Genomic DNA, 24,907 nt, shown 5'->3' with positions numbered 1-24,907 from the left:
AATGCCTTCAAAATTGCGGAAAAATACCATGCCGAGGCGCTTTGCGCCGAGGCTGTTTCTTACGATTTCACAAAAAGTGAAAATTGGCGGAGGAGAGAGGATTCGAACCCCTGATACCGTTTCCGGTATAGACGCTTTCGAGGCGTCCGCCTTCAACCACTCGGCCACTCCTCCAGGCTTAGTAATTGGTAGTTTGTAGTTGGTAATTTGTTCCCCTTTGCCCCGCCTCTAACACAAAATACAAATTACAATTGCTAATTACAAATTACTACACACACTCAAACTCACACTTGTTTTATTTTCTCATAATGTAGCGAAGCATACAATCTGCAGGAGGAGACAAATTGCGATCCATGCGGAAGCGGGAAGGGTTTCGGATTTCAAAAATTCTCTGCTGGAATTCGTACAGATATCTTCTAGTAATTTTACAATGTTCATTGCTCGTATCTTTTTGATATAATTTTACCAGTTTTGGAATCAATTATATAATGTGGTCCGCCTCCCATCATTATCATTTCTAAACTTTTAAGTTCGTAGTCCACATGCCAACCATCAGCTTCTAGAGAAGTAGCAATATTGTATATTGATAAATCCTTATATATCTTCTCGGCGTCCTGTCGAGCAATCGAGATGGCGAGTTCTTCTTGAATATTGTTTACAAGTTTGAAACTTTCAATTATTGTTTTGAAAAATTGATCGTTGGAAAATCCGTGGATATCTTGATTTTTTATTGGGAGCTTGAAAATTTTAATGATTATCTCGCCTCTCCCTGGTTTGTCGCCCAACATAAATCGTAACTCTTGATTTTTGCTATCGAGGATATAAGGGATGCCTTGTTTGTTTTTCTTTGATGAAAAGAGCGTAAACAAAACACTCTTTTCTATCCTCACCCTAATTGTTATAAAAGTATAATTTTTATTGTCTTTTATCATTAATTCGCAACCTTCTTGGTCTAAGGAAATATTTTCCCATTTTTTAAATACAGGATATTTAAAAGTAAAACTCGGCCAGGAAAAGTCACGAACCTCCACGATTTCATACTCGGGAGATTTTTTAAATGGATTAAACATAAAAGCAGTCAACAAAACCAATGCAAAGGGCAACAACAATAATATTGTTGGAACCGATAGGAACAGGGGTTTATTCAACATAAGCATTAATTTATGCTATCAAAATCTTGGTCTTTATGTCAAGCTTAGCTACTTAAAGAGCTTTCAAAATAGATGTTTGGCTTAACATATGATGGATATCCCTGTCCGTAGTGCGAGGATTGATATTTGATACAAGGGCGTTTAATTCTTCAAAATTTAATCGCATATGTTTTTGTTGGGCCTGCCGCAAAGCAATAGCTTTAAGGGCTATTTCCTTGACTTTTGGATTGCCTTTTTTGCCTGATGCTATTTTTGATATTTCCTCCAACTGTTTTGCTATATCTTTCAATAAAGCAAGTTTATCCGTTTTTAGCCCTTCTATTTCGTATCGCGTGGCAAAATTGGGGTTTGGTAGATTTTGTCTGTCTAAAAGAGTTTTTTCGCGGTTAAGAAGCGTTAGTATGTCGCCGCTTAATTTATCTAATCCAGAATAAAAAGCTTTTCCATTCCCCGGAAATATTTTATCTAAGTCTTTTTTAAGATTTTTTAGAAGAGCCTTTTGTTCTCTTGGCTCGTTTCCTGCCAATCCCATCTTATAGGAATATATAAAAAAAAGGATCAACGCCGCTTTTATCTTTAATTCTGGGGAGCCTGTAATTTTTGTAAAAGGGGAGAGATTATTCTTATAGACATAAACAGCAGCTAAGTCTCCTGAAATAATGCTGGCAAATAATCTTCCGATTTCATCCTCACCGTTTTTTTCTGCTCCATTTGAAGAAACTGATGATTCCTCGTCTACTTTGGAAGAGACAATCAATAACCTTTGAGGTGTTTTAGAATAATTATATGTATAAGATGTCTTTATGTAGAGCATGCTTCAATTCCCAATATCCAATGATTAATACTTTGTTTACTTGCCAGGAAAAAAGAAACCCTTTTTAAAATTTCTTTCCTACTTCTGTATAAATGGTTATCTTTATGTTTTGTGAGAAATTTCAATTTTATTATGCTCTAACGGTAAAAATCATATGAATAACTTTGATTGGATTAAAATTTTAAACGAAATTTATCATTATTTTGTTCGATAATTACCTATAAAGGGGGAAAAAAATGAGGACAGAGATAGCAGCTTCTTTTTCAGTTAAAGATAAAAAGGGTTATTCTGCAACAAATGTTGATAATGAGATTAAAGTCGCTAAAAAAAATAAAGAGAAAGAAGTAACTTATGAAAACATAAACAAAGCCCTTATCATTTTGCAAACAGATGGAAGTAGACGACATCGAAAAGAGGCGATTGAATTTTTAGATAGAGCGTTGAATGAAGCCCAGGCGAAAAATAATTCATGGGTTCTTTTTATAAAAGATGAACTTGGTAATTTAAGAGGAGAAGATATTTCCCCGCTTCTTTATAAAGCACAAGGCCTAGCTAAAAAAATTGAGGAAAGGAAAAATGCAGAACAAGTGAAAAAACAAGAGGCTATTAAAAAAGAAACAGAGGTAAATAAGGAGATACGAGAAAATATAAATTGGTTAAAGAGTGGAAGTCCGGAAGAAAAAAAGAGAGCTGTTCAGGCGTTGGTAAGTGTTTTTAGTCAAGATATATCTACAGGGGTAAAAGCAGGATTAATTAAAAAGATACTCTCCCTTTTATTTGCAAACGATTCCTCCGAAGAATTGAAGGCTTTGTCGGAAAGTATTTTGGACCAAGCAATTTCTTTGGCCATGCTTGAAAAAGAAGTGAAGATAGATTTGGCAAAAAATCTTTTGTCAGAGATTGCTAATACAGAGAGGCAAGAAGCAGAATCTAGGATAGGTTTGCTAAGAAAGCTTTTTGTGACAGATGCATTATCGACAATAGATAGAGGTGTTTATGGCTTAGAGTTTATTAGCGAACAAAGAATAAATGCAAAAGGGATGCCAGTTACGGTAACAGTTGCTACGAGAGAAGGTCTTTCTAAAGAAGTGGAAAATTTAAGGGAGATTATTATTAAGGGAGGAGCGCCATTAGCAGTTAAAAATGCCAAAGAGTGTTTGACTCTGCTTATAAATCCACTATCAAGAGGTGCTTTGTCATACGATGTCGTAGACTTTTTCATAGATGGAGCGGTTGAAAATGCTAGCATTGAACAACGAGGAAATGCCAAACTATATCTTATTGAGCTTATAAATAACGCGGAAGTTCTGGAGGAGACAAAGGCTCAAGTAAGGGTTAAATTTGCTAATAAAATTTTAGAAAAGATCGGAGAGAAAGGGATACCTTTTATTGGTGACTCGGTAAAAATGATAATTGAATTTACTCAAGGGGTACCGGACAAAAAAATTGCCGATGCCTTTTTAATTAGTATATGCAAAACACTTGTAAGTCTTGATAAAAAAGAAGTGGCAACAACCTTTTTTGTTGAGCTTATTAAAGCTTTTTCAGGTCAAACAGTTCCCCAAGTGGCGTGGATTGCTCTTTGCGCTCTACTAAAAGGCGAGGAGATAGATAAATATGTTGCAACTGAACGTTTAATCGAGGCAATTAATATAGTAAGAGGAGAAAAAGTCCCAAGAGAAGCATGGGAGACCCTTTATCTCATTTTAGTAGAACGTCAAGGATTTAATAAGGAAGAAATATTGGCCTTTTTAGCAAAAATTGATAGCTTTAAAAGCATTGATTCTCTGTCAATGTCCAAGTTTGTTGATTTTGTTAGCCCAATTATAACGGGCGGTAAGGGAGAGACCAGGGGAAAAGCGGCAAAAATTTCAGAAAAACTTACGGAAAACCTTTTAGATTGATAATTATAGTCGTATAATAAAGCATGCTTTCTAAAACATGCCTTTATTTTCTAACCTATAAAACCAATGATCTGTGTGAGTATTCCACTTTGTGGGAGGATGCCGCCCTTCAAAAAATTGAAGAGTCGCCTCTTGATACGCATTTTGAAAACTTAAAAATTGCGCGGTTAAATGGCGGAGAAATTCTTGAAGTTTTGGGAGGGGAACCTTTTTTATATAGAGAGCTCCCTCAATTTTTAAAAAAAGCAAAATCCCTTGGGTTTAAGATTAATCTTTATACGAATGGGATTTTATATGCAGAGAATGCAAAAAAAACAAGCGGATTGGCGGATAATTTTTTTTTCTTTATTGATTACCCTACTCCCGAAGAACATAATAATAGCCGTGGAATTGAGTGTTTTAATGAAGTTATCGACGGCATAAAATATGCTTTACAATCAAATGAAAATCCGGCAATTTATTTTAACTTTACAAGAGACAGCGTGAGGTTTCTTCCCGAGATGTGGGAACTTTCCCAGATTTTAAATGTGAGGCTTCATGTACATCCTGTTTATGATCATAGAGGGTTGATCGGCTTTGAAGAGGAGACTTATCAGCATGTTAAATATTATTTTAAAAAGGCAAATGTTTTTGTAAATTTAGCAGAGCTTGAATTTTCAAAAAGGCATGGTAACAATCCTTCTTGGCCCAGGTGTATGGCAAAAGAAGCGACAATAACTTTTTTGCCTGACGGAGAACAAGCCTCCCCCTGTTTTTATAATAGAAAAGGGAGACAAGGCAGAGAAGTTGTTTGTTCCGGTTGCACACGCGCGCCCTATATGCTACCATCTTTTGCCAGAGGTTTTGACAGGTATCGGCTGCTTGATTATTATTCTAAATGGTTTCAAAATCGAAAGGAGAAAGATTTATGAAGATAGTAATGTTATCTCCCTTTTTTTATCCTCATACGGGGGGAACTGAAAAATATGTAAAAGACCTTTCAACGGCGCTAGTTTTAAAGGGCCATGAAGTTACTGTTATTTCAAATAATCTTCCCAAGGCAAAAAATGCGCCCAAAGAGGAAATTTTACCTGAAGGATTTAGGGTGATAAGGCTTAATGCTTTTAACCTGTTTTCTTATCTTCCAGTTAGTTTTGAATTTGATTTGAAAATGCTTGATTTATATGATGTTGTGCATGTCCATGTGCCAGCTTTCTCTTTTTTGCGCTCAGTCGCAGGAAAGATAAAAAAGCCCGTAGTTGTAACCTATCATTGCGATGTGACAGTTTCTGAAAAATATGCTGGAATTCCTGTTCCCTCTTTTGTTGTCTCTGTTGTAGAAGAGGCTTCCAATGTTTATGCAAGATGGTTTCTTGCCCGGGCTGATGCAATAATAAACACAACTGAAACATATGCTTCAACTTCTCCGGTAATGAAAAACATTCCTCATCATGTAATTCCTATAGGAATATTTCATGACAAAATAGATGAAATACAAAGAAAAATAAATCTTACTCCCGACAAAAAGAACCCTAAGCAAATATTATTTTTAGGCAGACTTGCCGGCAATAAGGGTTGTGACTACTTGGTAAAAGCTATGCCGGATGTTTTAAAAGATTTCCCTGATACAAAGCTTATTATCTGCGGTGATGGGGAAGAGAAGCCCCATATTGTTGACCTAATTAAAAAATTCGGGATTGAAAGCTCCATAGAATTTTTGGGGACAGCTACTTTTGAAAAGCTCGTTGAACTTTACTACACTTCCATTGCTTATATCTTCCCTTCAATCAACCGCTTGGAAGCCTTTGGCATAGTCCAACTTGAAGCTATGGCAAATTATACCGCGGTTATAGCTTCGGATATCCCCGGGCCAAATGCTGTTATGACTCCTTTTGAAACTGGGATCCTTGTTCCAAAACAAGATCCGTCTTCTTTGGCTAAAGCAATTAAAGATATTCTTGCGGATCCGAAAAAAGCAATAGAAATGGGAAAAAAGGGAAGAGCGTTAGTCGAAAAGAAATATGATTGGAGTGTAATCTGCGATCAGGTAATTGATATTTATAATCAGGTTTTGTTAAAAAAGAAAGGATAGCAAACTAATCGAGTTTATGAGGGACAGCATCATAAACATTTCTTGCATTCCAGATTAAATACTTTTCTACTCCCAAGTCTCTACAAGCTTTAATTTGCGCGTCTATATATGAAGGCCCGTAATTTGGAGATTTTAAATTGAAGCCTTGAATCCAAGGGATAATGACTGTCGCCTCTCCGGATAAAATTTCAAGAGATTTTTTAACCCCCATATACATAAAGTGATATGGTTCGCTTCCCGGGTTTGCATAACCATCGTAGCCATTGTGAAAATGCGATGGATAAAGCATGGGGGATAAGACATCCAAAAATTCCGACATTCTTTTTAAATCTTGTCCAAGGGTCTTTATATCTTTTTTATCCTGCCAAGCGATAATTCCAAAAATATCAAGAGCTATCGAGACATTGTATTTTTCAACTCTACCTCTGGTTTCTTTTAAAAACTGGCAGAGAACATCGACCCTGCTTACTTCTGCTGTTCCTGCTTTTTGCAAATATATTTTTTTGTGCGGCAAAACAATATTTCCCGCGGCGCCTTCGGCAGGAAATCTTATATAGTCAAATTGGATCTCGTCTACACCTGATAAAGCGGCTCGTTCTGCCAAAAGCTCTTTAAAAAGACGCCCATCCTCAGAATAGGGATCGACCCATCTCCCATTTTTGTTATCCCTATATTCTCCTCCCCCCGGCAGTCTTATTGATAAATCAGGTCTTGCAATTATCAAGTGGTCGTCTTTAAATGCCACAATGCGGGCTGAAACAATAACTCCCTCTTTGTGCAGGCCTTCCACAAATTTCGTAAGCCATGGAGAAGGGGTGACAATTGTATCTTTGCTTAATTTTTTTGCTTTTGCAAGCTTTAACAGAGGCTCTTCAAGAAGATAGTTGACATCGATGACGATGGTATTTAATTTTCTGGTTTTAAGGATATGTTTTATGTAGTCCATTTTTTTGTTGCTTTGCGCTGACCAGGAAGTAATGTAAAGTCCTTTATCGGATGTCCTTTTCTTTCGGGAGGAAAGCTTTTTTATTATATCTTCGTTTGGGGGAAGACTTTTTTGTTGCTGGCTTGAGGTCTTTTCTACTTGCGAAAGGGATACACGGCCTAAATAAACCATCATAAAAAAAGCTGTTAAAATAAAGATGAATATTATTATTAACGTTGTTAATTTGTTTTTCATTTGTTTTTTATTAAGCTTAAAAAGAGCTGAAGCCCTTAAAGCGGGGATTAAGTCATCTCTTCCTGCAAATAATTTTCCAATTTGCCAAATTGAACTGCGGTTAAGACTATATCGTTATTATCATCAAACAATTTGGTAGCGATGTTGTGATATTCTTTTTTTGAAAGCTCATCCTTTTTAAAGACAAGCTGGCTTTTTGGGAGATCGACCATATATCCAACCAGCGCAAGCATTTCATCGGCTGTAAATTCTTTTACTTTTTTGATTAATTTTTCCGCCAGTTGATCCTTAGCCGCGGAATCTTCTTGGTCGTAGATTTCTTCCTCAATCTTATTTTTGTATAAATCAAGCAGGGCTTTGTCTTTTTTTGAACTGTATATAAAAAACAAAATTAACGCTGGGATGAGAAATACTATCAAAAGGAAAATAGTTACTGCAAAAGGAGGCATGGGGAGATGTTGCTTCTGAATAATGAACAAAATAGCTATAAACCATAAAACTTGTAATACGGTGGCGACTTTTGTAGGAAATTTTGGCATATTGTACGAAGCAAGTAACTGTCCGATCTTATCAAGCTTTATTTTCCCGTTTTTGTGGAGTTTGTTTAGATATTTTATTACTATTATTGCCTCATTGTAATCGGCGGAATCGATAATCGGCAAAGCTTTTTGTTCTCTGTTCTCATTGTATTTTATAGATAAAGAGATAAAGAACGATTTCCCCCCTTTTCTATGAGTATGAATCTCTTCTTTTGTTTGGAACTCTGCTTCACTAAGGGGAATTGGAATGATTTTGTTTTCTTGAAATGGATGGTAGTTTAACTGATTGGCCAAAAAATCAAATTCAAGGCTTGAAGCTTCTTCGCGTTTGTAAAAAATCGAATAAATCAAAACAAGAGCAATAGGGACAAGGAAAAAAGGAGGGAAATAATTCCCTTTTTTGACCATAAAAAAAGCTGTTACCAAAAGAGCAATTGCAATAAGAGAGAGGCTAAGATTGCTCCCAAAAAGGGAACGTTTTATTGTCGCGTTTGTATCCCCTTGCTTGATTATAAACATTTCGGATATTGTATATTAAAACCGCTTTTAACACAACCGCAACATTAAACCCCGATTATTCATACTAGAAGGAATTTCAAGCAGTTTGCTAGTTTCTGATTTTACCCTGAATAATCGGGGTAAAAATATAACAAGGTATGATAAAATTACCGTAATGTTTAAAAAGTCAAAAATTCCAAGCTCTGTGAAGCATATTATAAAAACCCTTAAAAGCAATGGATATAAAGCTTATCTTGTTGGCGGCGCTGTACGTGATCTTCTTTTAAAAAATAAGCCGAATGAATGGGATATAACAACAGATGCATTGCCTAAAGATGTTTCTATGTTGTTTGATAAAGTTGTGCCGACGGGCATTAAATATGGGACAGTTACTGTTATTATAAAAAGAGAAACTTTTGAGGTTACAACTTTCCGTAAAGATGAAAAATATGTGGATGGGCGGCACCCTTCAAATGTTAAATTTACACAAGAGTTAAAAGAAGACCTGTCCCGCCGTGATTTTACAATAAACGCAATGGCTTATGATCCCCTTGATAATGAGCTTGTGGATATTTTTGGTGGACAAAAAGATCTAAAACATAAAATTATAAAAGCAGTTGGGGATCCTGTCGAAAGGTTTTCAGAAGACGGCTTGCGGCCTGTACGCGCATGCAGATTTGCCGCCAGTCTTGATTTTAAAATTGAAAATAAAACTTTTGCGGCGATAAGCAAAACGTTAAAAATTGTAAAAAAAGTGGCAGCGGAACGGGTTTGCGATGAAATTAAAAAGCTGTTAAAGGCAAAAAAACCTTCCATCGGCATTGAAAATATGCGGAATTCGGGGATTTTGGAATTATTTATTCCTGAGCTTGCAAAATCTGTAGGGGTTAAACAACCGGAACCTTATCATAAATACGATGTATATTGGCATTCCCTTTATAGTTGCGACGCTGTCCCAAAAGAAAATTTAATTGTCCGCCTTGCGGCCCTTTTGCATGATATTGCAAAGCCGGAATGTAAGGATGGCGAGAAATTTTATAATCATGATCAGGTTGGGAGTGATGTAGCAATTCACATTTTGCGAAGGCTTAAGTTTAGCAACGAAATAATAGACAGCGTTGCCAACCTTGTCGAAAACCATATGTTTAATTATGAAAGTTCATGGAAAGATTCTGCAGTGAGGCGTTTTATTCGGCGTGTGGGAAGAGAGAACCTTCCTGACCTTTTTGTTTTGAGGCTTGCAGATTGTTCTGCCATGGGAAGAAAAATCGACAACGGATATTTGAAAAAACTTCAAAAGAGAATAGATAAAATAATTAAAGATGAAAATGCTCTTCACGTTACGGATCTTAAAATTAACGGGGAAGATGTCATGAGGAAACTTAAAATAAAGCCCGGGCCTAACGTCGGCAAAGTATTAAATGATATATTAGAAAGAGTTATAGAAGATCCTTCATTGAACGACAAGAAAATACTTTTAGATATGGTATGTTCCCATGAATCATAAAAACTCAAGGCTTAAAATTCAAAACCCAATATTAAGAGTTGTTTTATTGCACATCCTTCTTTTATTTTTTCTGCAGGCTGGGGCTGCTTATGCCCAAGAGGTAAACATAGAAAGGGGAGAGATTGAGTGGCACAAGTATCACGACAACATTTTTATAGAAACTTCCGATTATATTATTCCGAAAGTGGAAAAGCAGGGGGACAAAATAATTCTCGATTTTAAACCTTCAAAAACAAAAGGGTTTAAAGTTTTTAATCAAAAATCTTCTCGCGTTGCATCTGTCAGGTCTTTGCAATATAAGGATGATATATCAAGGGTTGTTGTAGAGCTTTTAAAAAATGTTGACTTTGAAATTGCTTCCCTATACGGGAAAAACCAAACTGTTATAGAAATTTCTGACTGCAAAGAACAGATTCCTCTTTTGGCATATGAAGATGGCAAAAAGGTCGCTCAAAAAGGAGAGGGGAAAAAAGAGGGGAATAGGAATACTATAGAGACAGAGAAAGTCAGTAATCCATATATTTCAATGAAAAGAGATTCCTTGTTTGCCGTAAATGTCGCGGCGCCGCTTAATCTTAATAATAACTTAAAAAAGTCTAAGGAGTTGAAAGAGAAAATAATAGTTATAGATCCTGGGCATGGGGGAGAAGATCCGGGGGCAATAGGGTGTGAGGGAACAGTAGAAAAAAACTTAACACTTAAAACGTCGCTTTATCTTGCTGAATATTTAAAAGCAAGCGGGGCTAAAGTATTTTTAACAAGAAAGACAGACATTAAAAAAAGTCTTCAGGATATAGTACAATTTACAAATAGTATAGGAGCGGATGCTTATGTTGCTGTCCATTTTAATTATATAGATAAGCCCAAGGCAGGGACTGAAACATATTATTATACGGCCAAAAGTTTAAGACTCGCGTCTTTGGTTCATAAGAGGATGTTGCTGATGCTTAAAAGGGACGATAGATGCGTCAAAAGGACAAAATTTTATACTATAAGCAGGACTAATATGCCTGCAATTCTTGTCGAGCCTGTTTTTTTGACAAACAGAGAAGAGGCTGCGTTGGTACAAACTTCTTCTTTCCAGAAAAAAATTGCCGAAAGCATAGCTTTGGGACTAAAGGACTTTTTTTCAAGATGAACGCAGACCTAAGACATATTGATGAAGTTTTAATATCTAAGATTGGACATAAAATCCCTTTTATTAAAGGGATTAAAAAATCTCGAATAGGAGTTTTTGACTCAGGTGTTGGTGGGTTGACAGTTTTAAAAAAAATTATTTCTTTTTTGCCAACAGAAGATATTTTATATCTTGCTGACACAGCAAGAGTCCCTTATGGCGGAAGGACAAAAGAAGAAATTATTTCTATTAACAGGGAAATATTGAATTATTTTGAAGGGAAAAAGATTGATTTGGTTGTAATGGCCTGTGGGACTTCTTCTTCTATTGCTTATCCTGCGTTAAAAGATGATTATACCTTCCCTATAGTCTCTTTAATTCGCCCTGGAGCAAAAGCAGCCCTTAACGCAACAAGAAATTTACAAATAGGCATTATTGCAACAATTGGAACAGTTAACTCCCAGTCTTACCAAAAAATGATTTCCGAACTAAATTTTGAAGCCAAAGCCTTTGCGGAAGGATGTCCTTTATTTGTCCCTTTAATTGAAGGAGGGTTTTTTGATACAGAAGAGACCAGAAAAATTGCGAGGGAATATCTCTCTCCTTTGTTATCTGCGGGAGTTGATACCATAATCTTAGGATGTACTCATTTTCCCCATTTATCTAAAATTATTCAAGAAATAGCCGGAGAAAAAATTGTTTTGGTTGATCCCTCAGAAAATGCGGCACTTGAGGTAAGAGAGATTATGGAAAGCAAAAAATTAATCAATCCAAAAAATCACAAAGGACACATAGATTATGTTGTCACAGGTTCTGTCTCTCATTTTGAAGAGTTGGGGAGCAGATTGCTTGGCAAACCTATTTTTGGGGTAAAGCAAGTAACTGTTTCATGATGCAAGAGGTTGTTTCCATGCGCTTTGATTATATTCAATGACCATTCTTTGGGTATTAAAATATCCGGCGGCAGCTATGCAGTTTATCATCATTTGAAGCCATTCTGATTGGTAGAAGAAATCTTTTTCATATAAAGTACGATAATACAGAGCCATTAACTCCTCAAGATTTTTATATAAAGCTTCAGAATCATCATCCAAGTGTTTGTCCTGTTCACTTCCTATGGTTCCGGGTGGGGGCGTGTATCCAAAAATTCTTCCAATTCCCCAATCTTTTGCCTCAACAACCCACCCGTCTAATGTAGTCAACTGTGGGATTCCGTTTAAAATGGCCTTCATTCCTGAGGTTCCTGATGCTTCGAATGGGGGGAGGGGATTATTTAGCCAAAGATCAACGGAAGAAGTTAAAAGTTTTGCTATATAAGTATCATAATTTTCAAGAAAGATTATTTTTATGGCATCTCTATTTGCAGAAAGTTGGTCGATTTTATCCATTATTTCTTTTATGTGCGAAGAGCCCATGTTGTCTGAAGGATGGGCTTTCCCTGCGAGGATTATTTGAAGAGGGCCTACTGTTTTTGCTATATCTATCAATTTTGTTAAGTTGTGCAGTATCAGGCTGGGTCTTTTATAAGGAGCAATTCTTCTTGCCCAGCATATGGTAAAGATATGTTCTTCAAGAAGCCAGTGCTTGAATGTTTTACACAGATTTTTTTTATTTTCTTTATGTGCATTCCAAAGGTCATATTTAAAATGTTGGCTTCCTCCTAAAGAAGAGATATGTTTTAAGTTTTGGGGTTCCTGCCTCCAGTCTCCTATGGTTTTTCTATATTTATCCAAGAGTTTTGCAATTGATTCTGACACCCAAGTGTGAACATGCACCCCATTTGTTATGCTTTTTATTTTTTCTTTAAACATTGGAAATTGCAGCCTTGTAATCTCTCCGTGTTTTTGCGCCACCGCATTTACAAACGAGGTTGTATCCATCGCAAGCTTAGTAAGGTTGATTAGATCTTTTTCTACAGCCTTTGTTTTTTCTATGATTTGCAACGACTCCTTGTCCAGAAATTTTTTTAGGTTTTCTCGTTGAAAGCGATCATGTCCTGCTTCCACTGGGGTGTGGCATGTGTAGGCAAGATGGTTTTTTGCTTCTTCCGCGGAAGAATATTTTTTGATTAATTCAACAAAAGCCAATGCGGCATGCCCTTCATTTAAATGGTGCGTATCTATTTTATAGCCAAGTTCGTTTAATGCTTTTGCTCCCCCAATTCCCAAAATAGTCCTTTGGGCTATTTTTATGTTTTGGTTGTCAGATCTGTATAGTTGATCAGTTAAGTTCCTTATCTCTTCAGGGTTTTCTTCAATGTCGGAATCCATCAAGATGAGTGGGACAACATGTTTTTTGTCAAAACTGTATATATAATATTTCCATAATTTTAATTTTACTTTAAATTTATCAAGTTCTATGTAAACATATTTATCTAAAGGGATAAGCCCCGGATATGTTTTTGGGTCCCATCTTAGTTCTTCGGGAAATTGTCCATACTTGAACCAAAAGTTTTGCTTAAAATATCCTTTGCCCCAAAGTATTCCAATCCCTGCTACGGACAAATTTAAATCTGCACATGACTTTAGGGTATCTCCAGCAAGAACTCCCAGTCCCCCGCTGTATATAGGCAAATCTAAAAGTTCTTCAAATTCAAAACGATGATAATAATCCATATCTTTTAAATTGGAGAAGATCTCATGGCTTTTTATTGTATTTATTTCATTTATAGCAGAGAAGCTTTTAAATGTATTATAAAAACTTGGGGATAAACCGAACTCCATTGAAAAGTACGCGACGGACTTGCTTTGTTCGGAATATAAATTTTCTTCAGCATTTATTATTGATTCGATAGGGAAGTCAAAAAACTTTTTGTTTGACACATCTTTTTCTGTTCGTGGATCATTTATATCCATAAATGAGAGTTTTAAAAATTTTTCTTTCATAGGCTATTAGTCTATCAAATTTTCTTTAAGATGTGTAGTTTGTCTCAATTTCTTGGCTTAAAATCCAAGGGATCGGGGGGTAATGAAATTAATCCCGATTATCATAATCGGGACTTGAAATTCCTTCTAGTATGAATAATCGGGGTTTAGTATAATATTCATATGTATGAATTAATGGCTGAAGACACTTTTGATGCAGCGCATGCTCTGCGAGGGTATAAAGGATCATGCGAAAACTTGCATGGACACACCTGGAGCGTTCAGGTATTTCTAAATGGAGAAGAACTTGATAAAATAGGATTGCTCTATGATTTTAGAGAGATAAAATCCAAGTTAAAGCTGGTAATAGACGAATTTGACCATAAAAACTTAAATGATCTTGATATTTTTAAAGAGCAAAATCCTTCCAGCGAAAACCTTGCAAAGATTATATTTGATAAGCTAAAATTAGAAATAAAGCTTGTAAGCAAAGTTACGGTTTGGGAATCACAAACAACAAAAGCGAGTTATTATGAGTCAGACGATTAATTTTATAAAAATGCAGGGACTAGGAAATGATTTTATCCTGGTCGACGCCAGACAGGAGAATCTTTCTGAAATAGATGTCTCAACGCTGGCAGTTGATGTCTGTGACCGGCATTTTGGAATAGGGGGGGACGGATTGCTTGTTATTTTACCTTCTGACAAAGCGGATGTTAAGATGCAAATTTTTAATTCTGACGGGTCGGAACCTGAAATGTGCGGGAATGGAATCAGATGTTTTGCAAAGTATGTTTATGAATCATCTTCTGAAAAGAAAGAAATTTTTTCTGTTGAAACAAAAGCCGGAGTTCTTGTTCCTGCGGTAATCATTAACAATGGAATTGTTGTTGCTGTTGAAGTTGATATGGGAGCTCCTAAGATATTAGGAGATATTGAGCTTTATGGTATTCGGTTTAGTGAAATTTCTATGGGGAATCCCCATGCCATAGCTTTTGTTGATGATTTTTCCAAAATTTCCATCATAGAGTTAGGGCCCAAAATAGAAAACGATACTCATTTCCCTTACAGGACAAACGTAGAGTTTGTTAAAGTTTTAGGAGATCAAGAAATTGAGATAAAGGTGTGGGAGCGGGGAGCGGGGGAGACTTTGGCGTGTGGCACTGGCGCATGTGCTGCTGTTGCTGCGGCTATTTTATCTGGGAAGACAAAAAGAAGGGTCCTTGTACATTTGCCTGGAGGGAACCTAGATATTGAATGGCCGGAGGATAACGCAAGTATTGTAATGCGGGGTCCTGCGGAAAAAGTTTTTGAAGGGCGTTATTTTTATTAATCCCGATTATCATAATCGGGGTTAATACTCTGATGTAATGTACTTAAAAATTATCCCCTCATTTAAAAAAGCTATAATGTATGCAGACCCATTTTTTCGCATTAAGAATGAGGGGCGCGAAATCCTTTTCCACGAGTTTGAATTTAATTCAGGCCTTCCGTCAAATAATTTTTTTAGCCATTGGCACATTTGAACCGATGAAATTTCTTCAAATCCGGCCAGCCATTTATTTACATCCTTTGGGGCAACTTTTAACACAATGAACATGTCGTAATCTGATGGACCGGGAATGGTCATACCATTTGCGGAGTTGTCATGATAATCGATGTAATATTCTGTATCTATTATCGGAGAGAAAAATTTGATATATTTTTCCAAAAAATTAAATTTATCTTGTTTAGACAAGAAAGATGTGCTTTTTGTTTTTGTTGTGAGGCTTTTGTAAGAATTACCTAAGGTGGCGCGATAGGTCATTTTGTTGCCAGCTACTGCTAAAAAAGCGATTAAAAATACGCCAAAAATTCCTATAAAAATAAAAATTAGTTTTTGTTTACTCATCTTTCTATTCTATTATATTATAGTACATTATAAAATATTTTGTGTTTTTTAATCCCGATAAAATAATCGGGGTTAAGTTGTTTTTATTGTTTTGCAGCAAACTCATCCAAAAGTTTTTTAAAGTAAAGTTCTGTTACACACAATAAGCGCTTCCCTTTTAACTGAGGATAAAATTGTCCCAGTTCGATTCCGCCAGATTTTACATCTGCTACAAATTCTTTGAATGTTGGGGCAGTAAAAACAGACCCTAGTTTTTTCTTTAAGTAAGTGCTTTTTTGCAGACAGAGCAGGGCAATCTGTCTAATTCCTTCTCCTCCCAACAACGAGAGATAGATACATGCGGCTAAGGCGCATAACGCTTCATTGCTGCAGATGTTTGAGGCGGCTTTATCTCTTCTAATATGCTGTTCTCTTGCTTGAAGCGTTAATATATAGCCTGTTTTCCCCTCAAGATCGACTGTTTGACTGACCAAGCGACCGGGGATTTGTCTTAAATATTTTTCTTTTGTTGCGAGTATCCCGAGAAGAGGCCCTCCAAAGTTTTGAGGAAGCCCAAGCGACTGCCCTTCTCCTGCGACGATATCCGCCCCATAGTCGCCTGGGGCTTTTAGTATTCCTAGAGAAATCGGATCCGCGACTGTTATGAAGATAGATCCGTTTGAATGGATTTTGTCGGCCAAATCTTTTACCTCTTCAATACATCCGAAAAAGTTTGGTTGTTGAATAATATAACATGAGGAGTTTTCGTTTAGTCCCGGAGGAATAGCTTGCCCCGTTTTTAAATCAAAGTCAATCTCTCTAACCTGCAAATCGGCTCCTCTTGAGTAAGTCTTTAGAACTTCTCTATACCTCGGGTTGACTGCCTTTGAAATGACAATCTCTCTCCTCTTGGTTATTCTGCAAGCCATAAAGGCCCCTTCTGTCATTGCTGTTGCACCGTCATACATAGAAGCATTTGCAACCTCCATTCCATATAGGGAGCATATCTTTGACTGATATTCAAAAATTGCTTGCAGGGTTCCTTGGCTTGCTTCCGCTTGATAGGGAGTATAAGCGGTATAAAATTCTCCGCGACTGATTAATTGTTTTACCGCTGATGGGATAAAGTGAGGATAGATACCGCCGCCCAGAAAATTTAAGACGGGATTATTTTTCTTACTGATTTCTTCAAGTTCGCAAAGAAGAGCCATGTCGCTTAAAGGTTTTGGGAGAGGAAGCGGATCTTTTAGAAGAGCTACATCTGGTATATCTTTAAAAAAGTTTTTCATTAATTTGCAAGAGTAGAATCATAATCCTTGGCGACCAGAAGGTTTTTCTCTTCATCAGGATTGTTGATTTCCAGTTTAAGAATCCACCCTTTTTCATATGGATCATCGTTTACAAGCGCTGGGGTTGCCTCAAGCTCTTTATTAATCTCTATCACTTTGCCTGACATAGGTGCGTACAGGCTTGAAACAGTTTTTACAGATTCTGCGACTCCAAATTCTTGGCCTTGTTTCAGGGTGTCTCCAAGTGGCGGAGTTTCAACAAAAACAATATCTCCCAATTCGTGCTGAGCGTAAAAAGTTATCCCGACAGTTGCGATCTTTCCTTCAATTTTAGCCCATTCATGGTCTTTTGAATACTTCCTATCTTCCGGTGTTTGCATAATTTATCATCCCTTTCCCTTTAATTTTATACCAATTTTTTCAAAGAAACAACGGCCTGAATTTTTTTATTTCGAATTTCAACTTCAACTATATTTCCGATATTTGCAAGCTCTGATTTCACAAAACCAAGAGCGACAGGAATTCCTAACGATGGAGAAAAGGTTCCCGAAGTCACTCTTCCGATCTCTTGGTCTCCTGAATAAATTTTAATTCCTTGCCGAGGAATTACTTTGTCATGAAATTTTAAGCCGACAAGCTTTTTTTTAATCCCTTCCTGTTTTTGTTTTAATAAAGCTTCTTTGCCTATGAAATTGTGGTTGTCAAAATTTACCGCCCATCCATAGCCAACTTCTAATGGAGTTATTGTTTCATTATATTCATGACCATAAAGAGGGAGGCCTGCTTCGAGCCGAAGGGTGTCTCTGGCTCCAAGCCCGCAGGGGCGAATTCCTTGGTCTAAAAAATATTCCCATATTTGTTCAGGACGTCCTTTGTATGGATCGTTTTCAATAAAAAACTCGAATCCATCTTCTCCCGTATAACCGGTTCTTGAAATTAGTATCCCCTCTTTTTCATATTTATAATATTGTAAAATTTCTTTCCACTCTTCGATGCAATTTTTCTCGGCAGGGAAATCCTTGACGAAGGATTTTGCTGTTGGTCCTTGGAGAGAGATTGAAGAGATATCATTTCTTAATTTGATATTAACTTCTTTAAATAATTCTTGCTGAGATTTAAAAAGATTAATAACCTTGTCTGTATTTGAAGCATTGACTATTATTCTAAAATAATCTTTTAGGTTGTAAACAAGGATATCATCTATAACTCCCCCTGATTCATTACACAAAAGAGAATAATGACTTTTAAAAGGGGGTAGTTTTGATGTGTCATTTGTTGCAACCTTAAGAAGAAAATCAAGAGCATCTTTTCCTGAAATATCTATGACACCCATGTGGCTGATGTCAAAAATTCCCGCAGAATTGCGGACTGCCAAATGCTCTTCGATAATGCCTTTGTAAAAGACAGGCATTTCCCATCCGGCAAAAGGGACAATCTTTGCTCCCAACTTTAAATGTTCTTCGTACAACAGTGTCCTTTTTAACTCTTGTATCATACTTGTATATATTAACATATCTTACAAAATATCGTAATTATTTGGGTTCTTAGTTGCAGTTACTATTATTTCTCCTTCCTATACTATTTAAAATATTATATAATTAGGCCTAATGTTCTGTAATTGTTTTATTGTAATTTTTTGCATAAGGAGATGATTTTTATATGGAGTTTGTCATAAATAAAGAGGATTTAAGTTACGGGGTGGGACTTGTAGAAAGAATCATTTCTTCAAGAACAACATTGCCTGTCACTGCGAACATTTTATTTGACGCTAAAAAGGGAGAGTTAAAACTTTCTGCCAATAATTTGGAAATAGGAATGGAAGTTTCGTTAAAAGCAAAGATCGCGAAAGAAGGAGCGGTGTTAATTCCTGCAAAGACATTGGGGGGCATTGTTTCTAAATTGCCGACAGGGGAGATCTCTTTTAACTTAAAAGAGAGAGGGATTGTTAATATAAGTTATAAAAAGTCTAATTTTAATATTCATAGTTTGCCTCCGGATGAATTCCCTCAAATTTCTAAAGTTAAAGAAGTCAAATCCTTGGAAGTAGAAGCCAAGATTCTTGTTGAGATGCTTGAACAGGTTGTTTTTGCTGCCTCGACCACCGAAGAGAAACATGTTCTCAACGGAATTTTATTAGAGACGGGGAAAACTCCTGCGGACGACACAACTTTTCGCATGGTTGCGACCGATGGTTATCGTCTTGCTAAAGTTGGAGCCAAGATCAGTTCTGTGGGAGGCGCTCTTTCTGTTGTTGTCCCATCTAAAGCAATGTCTGAGGTATTAAAAGTGTTTTCTCAAGATCAGTCTTCTGCTAAAATCGTTGTAGGCGTAGATCAGATCTCTTTTAAATCTGAAAATGTGCATATTGTATCTCGCTTAATTCAAGGACAGTTCCCTGATTACAAGCAGGTTATTCCCAGATCTTCTGACACAAAAGTTAATATTGATTTAATCTCGTTTTTAGCGGCAGTTGAACGTGCGGCAGTTATTGCTTCTCAATGCGCAAACATTGTAAAAATAGAGGTTCGCGGAAAACAACTGCATATAATGGCTTCTGCTCCTGATGTCGGAAGTGTTGATGAGGAGTTGGAGGTTGAGATAAAAGGGAAAGAAAAAAGTTTGGTTGCTTTTAATGTTAGACTTGTTGCCGACGCATTGAAGGTTATCGACGCTGAACAAATAACATTAGAGTTGGGTGAGTCCATGAGTCCTGGAATTATTAAGCCTGTTGAGGCAAAAGGATTGAGTTCGTTTGTTTATATAGTAATGCCGATCAGGACGCAGGAAGTTTCGGCGTAGAAACAGGAGAAATTTTGTTTGGCGGAACTTTTAAAAAATATTTTTTGTGACAGTAAGCTTTTAAAATGCTTAAATGGTGTTTTGCTTTGGGAAAAAGTTGTAAACAAAAAAATAGCCAAGCATACATACGCCGTTAAAATAGTAAAAAAAATTCTTTATGTAAATGTTGACAGCTCTGTTTGGGCGCAAGAACTTAATTTTTTAAAAAGAGAGATAATTGATAGAATAAATACAAAAGTAGGAGAGACTTTAATTAAAGATATACGATTTAAAGTTGGGGGGCTAGAGTAATGGCAGAAAAAGAACAAGCTGGACATACTTATGACGCGTCAAAAATCAAAATACTGGGCGGGATAGAAGCTGTCCGCAAACGCCCAGCGATGTACATCGGTTCCACGGGAAAAACAGGCCTTCACCATTTAATTTACGAAGTTGTTGATAACAGTGTTGACGAAGCTCTGGCAGGATATTGCAAAATAATAGGAGTTACGCTACATAAAGATAATAGTGTCAGTGTTGAGGACGATGGAAGAGGCATCCCGATTGACATGCATAAAGAAGCCAAAAAGCCTGCCGCAGAAGTCGTGCTTACAACTCTGCATGCCGGCGGTAAATTTGGTGACGGCGGATACAAAGTCTCCGGCGGTTTGCATGGTGTCGGAGTTTCCTGCGTCAACGCCCTTTCAGAATGGCTTGAAGTTGAAATAAAAAGAGACGGGAAAATTTACAACCAGAGATTTGAAAGAGGAGAACCTTCAAAACCTAAAGCCGAGAGCTATAAAGGTAAAGAGACGGGGACAATCATTACTTTTATGGCTGACCCTGAAATATTTACCGAAACAACCGTTTATACATATGATACCGTAAAACACAGGCTTCAAGAATTGGCCTTTTTGAATAAAGGGCTTAAGATTGTTTTAATTGATGAGAGAGAAAAAGAAAAAAAGGCGGAAACCTTTGAATATGAAGGCGGAGTTGTTGAATTTATCGACCAGCTCGGCAAAGGAAAGACAGCACTTTACAAACCGATTGTCGCTTTTTCCACAGAAAAAGATGATGTGTTTGTCGAAGTAGGCCTACAGCACTTTAAAGATTACTACGATGAAAATGTTTATTCTTATGTAAATTGTATCAGAACCAAAGAAGGCGGAACACATGTTGTCGGCTTTAAGTCAGCCTTGACACGGGTCGTCAACACTTATGGTCACAAAAACGGAATTCTAAAAGAAAACGAAAATATCCAGGGAGAAGATATTCGCGAAGGGTTGACAGCTGTTATAAATACACGTATTCCAAACCCGCAATTTGAAGGGCAGACAAAAACAAAACTAGGAAACGGCGAAGTCAAAGGGATTGTAGATTCGGTTGTTGTGGATGGGCTATCAACGTACCTTGACAAAAATCCTGCCGCCGCAAAGCTGATGATAGAAAAATCGCTGATTGCTTACCGTGTAAGAATGGCGGCAAGAAAAGCTCAGGAGCTTGAACGCAAAAAATCGGCGCTTGATACCGCGATGCTCCCAGGAAAACTTGCCGACTGCACGGCAACCGCCGCCGCAAAATGCGAATTGTTCATCGTGGAAGGAGATTCGGCCGGAGGTTCGGCCAAACAAGGGCGAGACAGAATGTTTCAGGCAATTCTTCCTCTTCGCGGAAAAATTTTAAATGTTGAAAAATCCCGTTTAGACAAAATTCTTGCCAATAACGAAATTCGTACAATGATAACGGCTATTGGCCCCGGGGTAATTACAGGGCTTAAAGCGGGAAGTGATGAAAAAGACGAAGAGATGACGACAGAAAAGCTTTTAAAAGAACTTCGTTACCACAAGGTAATCCTTATGACAGACGCGGATGTTGACGGGAGTCACATACGAACCCTTTTACTGACATTTTTTTATAGATATGCGCGCGAGCTTATAGAAAACGGAAATGTTTATATAGCGCAGCCGCCACTCTATCTTGTGAGAAAAGGAAAACAGCAAAAATATGCTTACAACGATGCCGAAATGGAAAAAGTTCTCAAAGAATTTGGAAGAGAAGGGGCGCATATCCAGCGATACAAAGGGTTGGGAGAGATGAACCCCACACAACTTTGGGATACTACAATGAATCCCGCGACGAGGACGATTCTTCAAGTAACCCTTGAAGACGGAGAAGTTGCCGATGAAATATTTACTATTTTAATGGGAAGCGAAGTTGAGCCCCGCAGAAAGTTTATAGAAGATAATGCCAAAGAAGTTAAGAGGCTGGACATCTAAAAAATAATTTCCTTGTGGATCAAAAAAAGCTGCTTAATATGCAATTGCAAGAGATTAATTTAGAATATCAAAAAATTTTAAACACAGAGAATGTTGCTGATATTTTACATTTTACCAAAAACTTATTAAGCACTTCTGACCCTAAAGTAATCGAATATCATTTTAGCCTTCTAAAAAACAGAACAAACCAGAAGCTTTTTCAGCATCTAAGAGCCGCATTTGCTAAAAGAGGGCTTTTGGTGGAAGACTTTTTGGTTAAAAAAACAAGAGAAGCAACTGACAAACAATTAAGAGCGGATGCTCTTCAATTACTGGGAAATATACGAAGCCCAAAGGCTCGTGAGATCGCGCTCGATTTTATTTCTCATGCTGATTCTAACGACAGGTATAGAGGGTGTATTGTCCTTGGTTGGGTTGGAGGTGTCTCTGAAATTGAACCGCTTTCAAAAATTCTTTTAAATGATCCAGTTGCAATAAATAGGGGATGGGCGGCTACAGCATTGCGGCAATTGTGGTTTAACAACAAAAAACTTTCTACTTTATTACTTCCTTATATTAAGCAGGCGATCTTTGAAGAAAAAGACGAACAAGCCTTAAGCCTTATTATCATTTCAGCGCAATCCATTCTTAACAAGAAATTTGGTCTTGTCGAAGATGTGGAAGAAAGGGAAATAACAGGCGACATAAAAAAAGCCAAAGAACAAGCGTTAAAATTTTTATAAATAAAATTACTCATAAAAATCTTTCACGGTTTTGTCAATATAATCGTGAAAAACAGCCAAGAAAAAACCTCTATTCACTGTTTTGGATGAGGATAATATCTAAAACAATAAAAATATTTTACAACACTTTCATATAATCCAAGTCAAGAATGCTTATTCTCCTCCAGCTAGTGGATTTTCCCCCATCATTACGCAATCAAACATAGTACGGCCAAAACCACTATAAACATCTGTAATTTGCATTTCCTTTAGACAAGAGAGTATCCCAAGTGACAGTATGCTCCTGCCTCGTACAATAGCGCTAAGATCCTCCTTTCCCGTAAAGAGATCTCCCGCCGTTTCTTCTCTTAAAGAGTTGAGAAGTTCATAAAAAATATTACTCATATCTATGCTGTTTGCATTGTTTCTTAATCTTGATTCTAGAATTTTTTTTATAGCGGTTGACGACTTCTCCTCCCCCATCTCTGCGCTCCATGCTTTACGCCCAGTTCTTTCTTTTACACTAACCCTTACTCCTGTAAGGCTTAATTTGAACAAACCCATTTCTATTTGGCCTTCTACTTGTTCTAGTGCATGGTAAAAACTGATAAACTGACAATCAAACGAATTTGTCGGATTTTTAACCCTTTCCTTTATATGTTGTTCCTTGTGGTTCTTGGGTTCCCAAGGGGCAGTTATCCCTACGTAAAAAGCAACAGCAATCATAGCTCCCATTTGGTTTTGAGGGTATCTGCCCAAGTTGTTCGGAAGAGGATATCTTCCCGTTACTGTTAAAGGGCTAACAGTCCCTGTCTTCATATTTACTTCTATACTCATCTTTAATCATCTCCTTTTAGGATCTTATCTAAAGAGAAAAACAAAAATTTCAAGCTATTTTTAAATTGGTTTTATATTTACCCCGATAAAGATACTCGGGGTTTATTCAGTATTATTTTTACTTGAAAGAAAGATTCCTTTATCTAGAACAAATAATACAAGGGACTGTTGCGAAATGACAGTTTTTGCAATTTGTCATCCCCGCGAAAGCGGGGATCTATCTTGTTTTCTGAGAAATAGATTCCCGTTTTCACGGGAATGACCATTTCGCAACAATCCCTACAAAGAAAAACGCCCCGTTTTCAATCGCGCAAAAATCGTGTATAATTAGCTAATTATGGCTCGCAAAAAGAGAGAAGAAACTCGCCTCGACCTTAATTTAGAAGCAAAAGTTATCCCTACAACAATTGAGCAGGAGATGAAGGGTTCCTACATCGATTACGCCATGAGTGTTATTGTAGGCCGCGCTCTCCCCGATGTCCGCGATGGATTAAAACCTGTCCATCGCCGCATACTTTTTGCGATGGACGAATTGGGGCTTCAACCCAGCAAGCCTTACAAAAAATCTGCCCGCGTTGTCGGTGAAGTTTTGGGTAAATACCATCCGCATGGGGATACCGCTGTTTACGACACAATGGTTCGTATGGCCCAGGATTTTTCTCTTCGCTACCTTCTTGTAGACGGACAGGGGAACTTTGGTTCGGTTGACGGCGATTCTGCCGCGGCAATGCGTTATACAGAAGCCCGTTTAGCTTCAATATCAACCGAACTTTTGGCCGATATTGAAAAAGAGACTGTAGATTTTGGCCCAAACTTTGACGAATCACTTCAAGAGCCTCTTGTCCTTCCTGCAAAAGTCCCGAATCTTTTAATTAATGGATCCTCTGGAATTGCAGTTGGTATGGCGACAAATATTCCTTCCCACAATTTATCTGAAGTTATTGACGGGACGATTGCAGTAATTGATAATCCTGATATCGAATGTGAAAAACTTATAAGCTACATAAAAGGGCCTGATTTTCCTACAGGAGGATTAATTTGCGGCAAGCAGGGGATAAGGGACGCGTATAACACAGGCCGCGGGATTTTAACTTTGAGAGCGCGCACAACAACCGAAGAGGTAAAAGGAGATAAAGAGGCGATTATTGTTACAGAAATTCCATATCAGGTAAATAAGGCGGAAATGATTGAAAATATTGCCGAACTTGTAAAAGATAAAAAAATCACAGGGATTTCTGATCTTCGCGACGAATCTGACCGCGATGGAATGCGCATATATATTGAATTAAAGCGAGGGGTTGCGCCTGATGTTGTTTTAAATCAATTATACAAACGGACAAATATGCAGACAAGTTTTGGAATCAATATGCTTGCCCTTGTTAATGGGGAACCCAAAACATTGACACTAAAACAGGTTATTGAAGAATATATTAAACATAGGGAAGAAGTTGTTACACGCAGAACAAAGTTTGAATTAAAAAAGGCAGAAGAACAAGCCCATATTTTAG

Annotated in this window: 22 protein-coding genes, 1 tRNA gene and 1 pseudogene; 13 read left to right on the top strand and 11 right to left on the bottom strand. The window is 37.2% G+C overall.

What is annotated here, in order from left to right; translation table 11 throughout:
• Positions 1-84: 84 nt before the first annotated feature.
• The 3 genes from A2290_08245 to A2290_08235 all read right to left on the bottom strand — a co-directional run bounded on the left by A2290_08245 (position 85) and on the right by A2290_08235 (position 1,965).
• Positions 85-174: transfer RNA gene (locus tag A2290_08245), tRNA-Ser, on the bottom strand.
• 260 nt (positions 175-434) lie between these two features.
• On the bottom strand, positions 435-1,157 hold the full coding sequence (locus A2290_08240) for a hypothetical protein (protein OGC13307.1): 723 nt from the start codon (positions 1,155-1,157) through the stop codon (positions 435-437).
• A 46-nt stretch (positions 1,158-1,203) separates the two neighbouring features.
• Complete coding sequence (locus A2290_08235) at positions 1,204-1,965, bottom strand: hypothetical protein (protein OGC13306.1); 762 nt, start codon at positions 1,963-1,965, stop codon at positions 1,204-1,206.
• 236 nt (positions 1,966-2,201) lie between these two features.
• On the opposite strand from A2290_08235, the gene A2290_08230 reads away from it, so the two are divergent.
• The 3 genes from A2290_08230 (at position 2,202) to A2290_08220 (ending at position 5,940) form a co-directional block, all read left to right on the top strand.
• Complete coding sequence (locus A2290_08230; GenBank protein OGC13305.1) at positions 2,202-3,869, top strand: hypothetical protein; 1,668 nt, start codon at positions 2,202-2,204, stop codon at positions 3,867-3,869.
• Positions 3,870-3,958: 89 nt separating this feature from the next.
• Positions 3,959-4,780 carry a hypothetical protein gene (locus tag A2290_08225; protein ID OGC13304.1) on the top strand — a complete coding sequence of 274 codons (822 nt, stop codon included), beginning with the start codon at positions 3,959-3,961 and terminating at the stop codon, positions 4,778-4,780.
• On the top strand, positions 4,777-5,940 hold the full coding sequence (locus tag A2290_08220) for a hypothetical protein (protein OGC13303.1): 1,164 nt from the start codon (positions 4,777-4,779) through the stop codon (positions 5,938-5,940). Before A2290_08225 ends, A2290_08220 begins: the two co-directional genes overlap by 4 nt.
• Before the next feature lie 4 nt (positions 5,941-5,944).
• On the opposite strand, the gene A2290_08215 is transcribed toward A2290_08220, so the two are convergent.
• Together A2290_08215 and A2290_08210 are read right to left on the bottom strand one after the other, a co-directional pair.
• Positions 5,945-7,120, bottom strand: a complete 1,176-nt coding sequence (locus A2290_08215; protein OGC13302.1) for a hypothetical protein — start codon at positions 7,118-7,120, stop codon at positions 5,945-5,947.
• A gap of 47 nt (positions 7,121-7,167) precedes the next feature.
• Positions 7,168-8,178, bottom strand: coding sequence for a hypothetical protein (locus A2290_08210; protein ID OGC13301.1), 1,011 nt, complete (start codon positions 8,176-8,178; stop codon positions 7,168-7,170).
• 154 nt (positions 8,179-8,332) lie between these two features.
• Here A2290_08210 and A2290_08205 point away from each other — a divergent pair, with 154 nt between their 5' ends.
• The 3 genes from A2290_08205 (at position 8,333) to A2290_08195 (ending at position 11,674) form a co-directional block, all read left to right on the top strand.
• Complete coding sequence (locus A2290_08205) at positions 8,333-9,664, top strand: hypothetical protein (GenBank protein OGC13300.1); 1,332 nt, start codon at positions 8,333-8,335, stop codon at positions 9,662-9,664.
• Entirely contained in the window at positions 9,654-10,802 is a 1,149-nt protein-coding gene (locus A2290_08200) for a hypothetical protein (protein ID OGC13299.1), read from the top strand. The genes A2290_08205 and A2290_08200 overlap by 11 nt, the downstream gene beginning before the upstream one ends.
• Positions 10,803-10,873: 71 nt before the next feature.
• Complete coding sequence (locus A2290_08195) at positions 10,874-11,674, top strand: glutamate racemase (GenBank protein ID OGC13309.1); 801 nt, start codon at positions 10,874-10,876, stop codon at positions 11,672-11,674.
• Here A2290_08195 and A2290_08190 read toward each other — a convergent pair.
• Entirely contained in the window at positions 11,669-13,666 is a 1,998-nt protein-coding gene (locus A2290_08190) for a hypothetical protein (GenBank protein OGC13298.1), read from the bottom strand. The genes A2290_08195 and A2290_08190 overlap by 6 nt on opposite strands.
• 162 nt (positions 13,667-13,828) lie before the next feature.
• Between A2290_08190 and A2290_08185 the strand changes: the two genes are divergently transcribed.
• Together A2290_08185 and A2290_08180 are read left to right on the top strand one after the other, a co-directional pair.
• On the top strand, positions 13,829-14,194 hold the full coding sequence (locus A2290_08185; GenBank protein OGC13297.1) for a 6-carboxytetrahydropterin synthase QueD: 366 nt from the start codon (positions 13,829-13,831) through the stop codon (positions 14,192-14,194).
• Positions 14,190-14,978: a hypothetical protein gene (locus A2290_08180; protein ID OGC13308.1), complete on the top strand. Its 789-nt coding sequence runs from the start codon at positions 14,190-14,192 to the stop codon at positions 14,976-14,978. Before A2290_08185 ends, A2290_08180 begins: the two co-directional genes overlap by 5 nt.
• A 21-nt stretch (positions 14,979-14,999) precedes the next feature.
• Here A2290_08180 and A2290_08175 read toward each other — a convergent pair whose 3' ends face one another.
• The 4 genes from A2290_08175 to A2290_08160 all read right to left on the bottom strand — a co-directional run bounded on the left by A2290_08175 (position 15,000) and on the right by A2290_08160 (position 18,299).
• The gene (locus A2290_08175) at positions 15,000-15,536 is read right to left on the bottom strand and encodes a hypothetical protein (GenBank protein OGC13296.1); all 537 of its coding nucleotides are present in this window, start codon (positions 15,534-15,536) and stop codon (positions 15,000-15,002) included.
• An 83-nt stretch (positions 15,537-15,619) separates the two neighbouring features.
• Entirely contained in the window at positions 15,620-16,804 is a 1,185-nt protein-coding gene (locus tag A2290_08170) for a glycine dehydrogenase (aminomethyl-transferring) (GenBank protein OGC13295.1), read from the bottom strand.
• Positions 16,804-17,184: a glycine cleavage system protein H gene (locus A2290_08165; protein ID OGC13294.1), complete on the bottom strand. Its 381-nt coding sequence runs from the start codon at positions 17,182-17,184 to the stop codon at positions 16,804-16,806. The genes A2290_08170 and A2290_08165 overlap by 1 nt, the downstream gene beginning before the upstream one ends.
• 26 nt (positions 17,185-17,210) lie before the next feature.
• Positions 17,211-18,299 carry a hypothetical protein gene (locus tag A2290_08160; protein ID OGC13293.1) on the bottom strand — a complete coding sequence of 363 codons (1,089 nt, stop codon included), beginning with the start codon at positions 18,297-18,299 and terminating at the stop codon, positions 17,211-17,213.
• Between the two features lie 164 nt (positions 18,300-18,463).
• On the opposite strand from A2290_08160, the gene A2290_08155 reads away from it, so the two are divergent.
• Genes A2290_08155 through A2290_08140 form a run of 4 tightly spaced genes read left to right on the top strand, consistent with a single transcriptional unit; the run spans position 18,464 to position 22,583 of the window.
• Entirely contained in the window at positions 18,464-19,603 is a 1,140-nt protein-coding gene (locus A2290_08155; GenBank protein OGC13292.1) for a DNA polymerase III subunit beta, read from the top strand.
• Positions 19,604-19,621: 18 nt separating this feature from the next.
• Positions 19,622-19,894, top strand: a complete 273-nt coding sequence (locus tag A2290_08150; GenBank protein OGC13291.1) for a hypothetical protein — start codon at positions 19,622-19,624, stop codon at positions 19,892-19,894.
• Positions 19,894-21,861, top strand: a complete 1,968-nt coding sequence (locus tag A2290_08145; protein ID OGC13290.1) for a DNA gyrase subunit B — start codon at positions 19,894-19,896, stop codon at positions 21,859-21,861. The genes A2290_08150 and A2290_08145 overlap by 1 nt, the downstream gene beginning before the upstream one ends.
• A gap of 14 nt (positions 21,862-21,875) precedes the next feature.
• Complete coding sequence (locus A2290_08140) at positions 21,876-22,583, top strand: hypothetical protein (GenBank protein ID OGC13289.1); 708 nt, start codon at positions 21,876-21,878, stop codon at positions 22,581-22,583.
• A 153-nt stretch (positions 22,584-22,736) separates the two neighbouring features.
• Here A2290_08140 and A2290_08135 read toward each other — a convergent pair whose 3' ends face one another.
• Positions 22,737-23,399: a hypothetical protein gene (locus tag A2290_08135; GenBank protein OGC13288.1), complete on the bottom strand. Its 663-nt coding sequence runs from the start codon at positions 23,397-23,399 to the stop codon at positions 22,737-22,739.
• A 337-nt stretch (positions 23,400-23,736) separates the two neighbouring features.
• Here A2290_08135 and A2290_08130 point away from each other — a divergent pair.
• Positions 23,737-24,907 (top strand): annotated as a pseudogene (locus A2290_08130) (DNA gyrase subunit A).

This window comes from candidate division WOR-1 bacterium RIFOXYB2_FULL_36_35 (assembly GCA_001771505.1).
Taxonomy (GTDB): Bacteria; Margulisbacteria; WOR-1; order XYC2-FULL-46-14; family XYC2-FULL-37-10; genus XYB2-FULL-36-35.
This window is presented reverse-complemented; position numbering and strand designations above follow the sequence as displayed.

Bases quoted from the DNA above. Each gene is read 5' to 3' on its own strand.
- A2290_08210 (OGC13301.1), bottom strand. From the start codon at position 8,178: ATGTTTATAATCAAGCAAGGGGATACAAACGCGACAATAAAACGTTCC.
- A2290_08220 (OGC13303.1), top strand. From the start codon at position 4,777: ATGAAGATAGTAATGTTATCTCCCTTTTTTTATCCTCATACGGGGGGA.
- A2290_08185 (OGC13297.1), top strand. From the start codon at position 13,829: ATGTATGAATTAATGGCTGAAGACACTTTTGATGCAGCGCATGCTCTG.
- A2290_08200 (OGC13299.1), top strand. From the start codon at position 9,654: ATGAATCATAAAAACTCAAGGCTTAAAATTCAAAACCCAATATTAAGA.
- A2290_08135 (OGC13288.1), bottom strand. From the start codon at position 23,399: ATGAGTATAGAAGTAAATATGAAGACAGGGACTGTTAGCCCTTTAACA.
- A2290_08190 (OGC13298.1), bottom strand. From the start codon at position 13,666: ATGAAAGAAAAATTTTTAAAACTCTCATTTATGGATATAAATGATCCA.
- A2290_08165 (OGC13294.1), bottom strand. From the start codon at position 17,184: ATGCAAACACCGGAAGATAGGAAGTATTCAAAAGACCATGAATGGGCT.
- A2290_08170 (OGC13295.1), bottom strand. From the start codon at position 16,804: ATGAAAAACTTTTTTAAAGATATACCAGATGTAGCTCTTCTAAAAGAT.
- A2290_08215 (OGC13302.1), bottom strand. From the start codon at position 7,120: ATGAAAAACAAATTAACAACGTTAATAATAATATTCATCTTTATTTTA.
- A2290_08235 (OGC13306.1), bottom strand. From the start codon at position 1,965: ATGCTCTACATAAAGACATCTTATACATATAATTATTCTAAAACACCT.
- A2290_08175 (OGC13296.1), bottom strand. From the start codon at position 15,536: ATGAGTAAACAAAAACTAATTTTTATTTTTATAGGAATTTTTGGCGTA.
- A2290_08155 (OGC13292.1), top strand. From the start codon at position 18,464: ATGGAGTTTGTCATAAATAAAGAGGATTTAAGTTACGGGGTGGGACTT.
- A2290_08145 (OGC13290.1), top strand. From the start codon at position 19,894: ATGGCAGAAAAAGAACAAGCTGGACATACTTATGACGCGTCAAAAATC.
- A2290_08205 (OGC13300.1), top strand. From the start codon at position 8,333: ATGTTTAAAAAGTCAAAAATTCCAAGCTCTGTGAAGCATATTATAAAA.
- A2290_08230 (OGC13305.1), top strand. From the start codon at position 2,202: ATGAGGACAGAGATAGCAGCTTCTTTTTCAGTTAAAGATAAAAAGGGT.
- A2290_08160 (OGC13293.1), bottom strand. From the start codon at position 18,299: ATGATACAAGAGTTAAAAAGGACACTGTTGTACGAAGAACATTTAAAG.
- A2290_08240 (OGC13307.1), bottom strand. From the start codon at position 1,157: ATGCTTATGTTGAATAAACCCCTGTTCCTATCGGTTCCAACAATATTA.